Annotated in this window: 1 protein-coding gene; it reads right to left on the reverse strand. The window is 34.3% G+C overall.

All coding sequences use genetic code 11. From position 1 onward, the window contains the following. Nucleotides 1-5,410: two-partner secretion domain-containing protein (locus CKF58_RS04605; RefSeq protein ID WP_119531443.1), on the reverse strand; the 5,410-nt coding region annotated here is incomplete at its 3' end. Nucleotides 5,411-5,860: the final 450 nt, after the last annotated feature.

Below are 5,860 nucleotides of genomic sequence, written 5' to 3' on the forward strand. Positions count from 1 at the left end.
TTGTGTTGTTAGTTGTGTTTGTAGTGTTACCAGCTAAGTTTAAACCTAGTTTGTTAGCTACAGTTACAACTTTATTTTTTAAGTCTTTTACTTGCGTTTTAACTTTTTCTTCAAAGTTTGCGTCGATAGTAAAAGTATAGTTTTTCGCTTCGTTTGCTTCAAATGAATTAACTTCTTGTAATTTAGCAATGTCTGTATTTAACTCACCGTCTACAAATTCTACATTAACATTATCAGCAATGATTGATGCATGAGTAGTTTGTTTTAAATGAGTATTTTCTAAACGACCAGCTGATGGAGTGATAGATTTAACACCATTTTCATCGAATGCAAATGCTAAACCACCTTTACCACCATCGGTATAGCTAAATTCTTTTAAGTTAACTGCATTTACTACTTGCGCAGAAATATCAGAAGTTTCTTGAGCAATTAAAGTACCACCTGTTAAAGCAATTTGTTCTGCTTTAACATTTAATTCTTTAGCCGTAATACCAGCTTGGTTTTCGGTAATTTCTGATTTAGTAACTTCATGACTTACTGTAGTATTAAATGAACCTGATGGTGTTACTGCACCAGTCGGAGAAATAGATACTGCAGCTGTAGCGCCAATAGTAAAGTTAGTTTTGTGTCCATCAAACGTATTTTGTTTAGAAATAACATCTAAAGTTTGCGTGTTAATATCAGCTTTTTCCGCTTCGATTGTTGTCGCTTCAAGTTTAGTTGCTTCAGCGTTAATTTCTAAGTTTTTAACGTTTAATTCGCTAGAACGAACGTTTTGTTCAGAAGTATCTGCAAATTCACCTGTAACTGCTAAAGTACCAGCAATTTTTGCATTTACACCAGTCTTATCAGCAACAATACCAGTTTCTAAACCAAGTTTGAAGCCACCTTCTTTAGTTGAAACTTCTTTTGGTGATACGCCACCTTCAATGCTTACATTGTCAGCAGTTAAACTTAAGTTGTTTAATTCATGACCATTTACCGCTTTAAGATTAATACTATCTTGAGCGTTAATAGTTAAATCACCTTTGTAATTGTTGCGATTGTCTACTACTTCTTTACTTGAAGTATTTGACCAGTTAGCTTCTAAACCAGTTTTAATACCAATACTTGCAGATGGGTCTTGAACAATGTTCATAGCATTCTTAGCAACATTGGTTAACATACCAAAGGTTGAATTTAACTCAGAACCTTGTTCAACCGCTGTAGCAATATTGCTTACAACATTGCTTAGACTAGTTACGCCAGGTGAGCTAATAGTCGAGCCAATGCTAAAACCTACGCTATGAGATTTAGTTGTTTCTGTGTAAGTATTTTGTACTTGCTCAGAAGTCACTTTATTCGCGTTAATTACCGCTTTAGCAGGTTCTTTCGAAGCTGTATCAACATTAATGTCTGTATTACCAAGTTCAGCAGTACCACCAACATTAATAGTTAAATCTTGCGCATTGTATTTGTTGTTTTCTGCAACTTTAGCACTTGAAGTTGTATCTACTACGCTATAGCTAATACTAAAGCCAGCACCTGCTTTACCAGTGGTATTTTTATCGCGAACAACTCCACCTTCAACTTTAGCTGTACCGTTGTTATCAGCTAGACTAACACTTGCACTACCTTTATATCCACCAAAGTCAGCATTTGCTGAAGCGCCAACTTTAATAGTTTCGGTGTGAGTTTTAGTTTCTTCGTAATTAGAAATAGTATCTGCTAATAAATCTTCAGTAACCGTAATTTCAGCTTTGTTATGAGCATTTACTTTCGCTGATTGAGTGTGCATGTAATCAGTGTAGATTACTAAGTTGTCTGCTGTTAATTCACTACCAACTACAGACGCTGCAACTTTTTTGGTTTCGGTAGTACCAACTGCGCCAGCAACATCTTCTTTAGCGTATGATGAACCAACTACTGTATCACCAAGTAGGTTTAGACTTTCTGCAGTATAAGTAGCGTTGTTTTCAACGAGGACTTTATAAGCATTTAATGCTAATTCACCAGTAACAACAACTTCAGCATTTTTTGCTGTAGCTGTGCCAGATAAGGTTTGGTTACCTTTGCTGTCTAAAGCACCTTTACTACTTAATTCTGCGTTATTAGCAAATAAAGTTAAATTACCAAGTTTTGCATTACCTAATAATTTGAAGTTGTCTGCATTAATTACAGTAGCTTCTTCAGCAATAACAGCGTTACCATTTGCAGCAGCTTCTAAATTAATTTCAGGAGCTTCTAAAGTAACGTTTTTACCTTTTAACATAGCGTTATTTGTAGTAATGCTTTCTGCTTCAGTAACACTTAAATCATTACCTGTTTCAACAATAGCAGCAGCTAAAGCGTAATCAGTAACAATACGTTGCGTTTTGCTTGAAAGTTTTAAGCTTGGAGCGTAAGTACCATCAGCATTTTTCACGAATGTTAATTGATCGTATTGTGTATTTAAACGATTTAATTTAACTTCGTATTGTTTAGTGTAAAACTCTTTAGTTTTAACTGTTAAATTGCTGTCTACTTTTTCTTGATACCAAGCGTTAAGTTCTGCTAGTTTTTTGTTGTAGCGAGCCGTATTGGTGATTAATTCATTAATCACTTCAGTTGCGCTAGCTGATTTTAGAAGATAGTTACCAGTTTGATCTTTAACTTGTTGTAATACGTTTAAGGCTAAAGTGGTGTTATCACCGTCTAAAGGTAGACCATCTGCGATAGTTGAGAAATCTTTAATTTCGCTAACGTTATTAAACTCAGCGGTTGCACTAGAGATTAAGTCGTTTACTTCAGCACCAATTTCAGCATTTAAATTAACAAGACTAGCTGCTTCAGTACGTGTAACTTTTGAATCTGATAGACCAGCACGTGCCAGATTTATCGAGTAATCTTTGTTAGTTTTAGTGTCAACGGTGTAAAGATTACGATCTGTACCTACGTATAGATCACCACCAGTTTGCGTATAGTTGCCACCAACTGATAATTGACCACCTGCTGCATAGAAAGTAACTTGTAAGTTATTTTCTTTAGCTAGGAAGTTATTCCAGCGATCTTTTAACGTGTTAAAGTTTGCAAATTTCCAGTCCGAACCAAATACTGTACTCATTAATTGTTGTGAGTAAGTATCAGTAAAGCCTTCTCTTAAAGTGTCAAGTACGTACTCACCTTTAATTTGGTAAGCACCATTGCGCCAGCTAAAGTTTTTGCTATTACCAAATAGACCTTGGAATAAATCATATACGCTATCAAAAGTTTGTACTTTTGCACGCATTAAACCGGTATTAATCCAAGTACGTGGTTGGAATGAGAAAGTAACTTTACCAGAACGTTTTAACAGATCTGCAACTGGTACTTGAATAGTGTCTACTTTATTTGTTACATCACCGATAACAGTAAGATCTTCACCTACACTAATGCTTGCATTACGTGCATTGAAATCTAACTTATTGTCGTTTAATGATACAACTTCACTATTGTCAGTAAATTGATTTAAAGTTTCTTGATCTTGGTAAGCTAAACCTACAACAATTAAGTTACCTTTAACGTTTAATTTACCACCGTTTACAGTTACGCCATCTAAATTAACTTTACCAAATTGCGTAGTAATGTTGTATAGATCGCGACGTAAACGCCAATCAGCATAGTGAGAAGCTGTAATGCTGTCGGTAGTATCAATTTTTGCTTCACCGTTTAACGTACCATTTACATTAAACTGATCAGCAATAACGGTTAAATTACCACCAACTGCTAAAGCTCCTGATTGTTCTACGTTTTGCGCTAGTAATAGAGCATCATTGTAGATAAATGTTGCACCTGCTAAATTGATATTTTTAGTAGATTTAACACCTAAATTGTGAGCTAAAAGCACACCGTAGTTTTCAAAGTTTTTACCAGTAGAAACTAAAATAGATTCATCTGTATCTAAATCTAAACGGTGCTCTAGGCTAAGAATACCGTGGTTTTTAAATGTATCTGTAACAACAAATTCATTAACTGCGCTTACAGTAACATTTTCACCTTGATTTACAGTTACATTTGTAGTTTTTAATGCTACTTTACCAGCAGATGTTTGACTTGCAATTTTGTTTAAAGTTGCAAATTTATCAGCCGATTCTACACCTTGAGTGTATTCGATTGTAGCTTTAGTTGCACTTACAGAAGCTTGTTCGTTTGTATCAAAGTCAGTAGCTGATAATAAAACATTATCACCATGTACTTGACCTGATAATTCAACTTTTTCACTTGCGCTTAGAGTAGTTTGTTGTTCTGCATTTACTAAAGAATCTGCTTCAATAAATACACGTTTACCTTTAACGCTTGTATTTTTACCAGTTACTAAACCTTTAGTTGTAACATCTGCATTTTTAGATGCTACTTGTACGTCTTTATCAGAGATAACTTGATTAACTTTGATTTGACCGTCGGCAGTAATAGCAATATTATCATCACCTAATACTAAACCGTCAAATTCAACACCAGCACCAGATTCAGTTACAATAAAGTTAACTTTATTTCCGTACATTGAACCTAAGGCATCACCAGAAATCGCAACGCGAGGTTCTTCGGCACTAGTGTCAACAGCTGTAGCTGTATTAGTTTTATGATCAAATTTTTGTTTACCCGCTGAAATTACGATGTCAGCGGCTTTTTTGTTTTTCTTGCTTGGTGCAATCTTAGCTTTAACTTGCACTGCGTGCGCAATTAATTTAAGAACATTAACGTCATCGGTTGTTAAATCGCCGTTTACGTTAATTTCACCGCGTCTAACATCCATAGCGTCATAGTTGTTAGCATTTACTTCTGCCGTTGCAGCAGTAAAATCACGCGTATTTACTAAGTTAACGCCATTTAGATCAATACCATTAGGGTTGATGATTAATAAATCAGCTTTTTGTCCTAAAACTTCAAGAGTTCCTTTAATTACTGACTTATTATTTCCAGTCACTTGCGCCAGAATTACTTTTGCAGCTTCTTTTAAGTTAGGGTTAGCTGCTAATTTTTGTTTTAAAACTGATGAGTCTACAGCTACAGTATTATTTTTAAATACAGCACCTGTGTTAGTTGAGAAATTAGAAAAACGGTTATCAGAAACTCCAGCGTTATTAGGATTTTCAATATTAATAACAGGTACGTTATTAACGTTTTCTACGTTAAGTGCAGTTGATTGTGTAGTATCTACGTTTACATTTAGATCATTTTTACTTACTAATGTAGCAGTAGTAGCTGTTTTTGGAGTTTCTACAGTATTCGCGTTTGCTAGAGCTGGTACACCTACAAGAAATGAAGCTGCCACTAGCATATTATTAACATCTTTTAAACCAATGCCTTTAGCTGGAGTGCTGTCGGTGTCTTGTAATAAGATTTGCGAAATTTGATTAACTTTATGGTCGTTGCGAATCTTTTTGATAAAAGTATTGTATTGATGTTTTTTCATTATTTGATCACATTGTTGAGATTTCAGTAATCGCATTATTTAAAAGTTTTTAAATAGAAGATTTACTGTAATCTTAGTTATAGCAATACTTCTGACTCTTTTTATTAGGTGAGGGGGAAATAAATTAGTCAGTAGCGAGGAGAAAGTTTTTAATGATCGTAAAGCAAGGGTAGGAATGATTGGGTGATCATTAAAAGGAGATAGATACAAATACGTTAAATTGAGACTTAAATTTGCTCATTGCTTAGAATGCGTGATTCTTAACCAAGTTTAAGGATTATTAAGTGTCTCTAAATTAGAAACTTCATCGTCAACTTATTCTAAGTTAAATTATTTGCAAAACAAGCAAAGCTGATTGGATTAATAATTAAAATTATTATTTAATAGCAAGTGTATTTGTTCTTAAGTTTCTTTGTTTATTAATGATTTAATGGACAAAGTAACTAAATA

This window comes from Psittacicella hinzii, from assembly GCF_003585935.1.
GTDB lineage: Bacteria > Pseudomonadota > Gammaproteobacteria > Enterobacterales > Psittacicellaceae > Psittacicella > Psittacicella hinzii.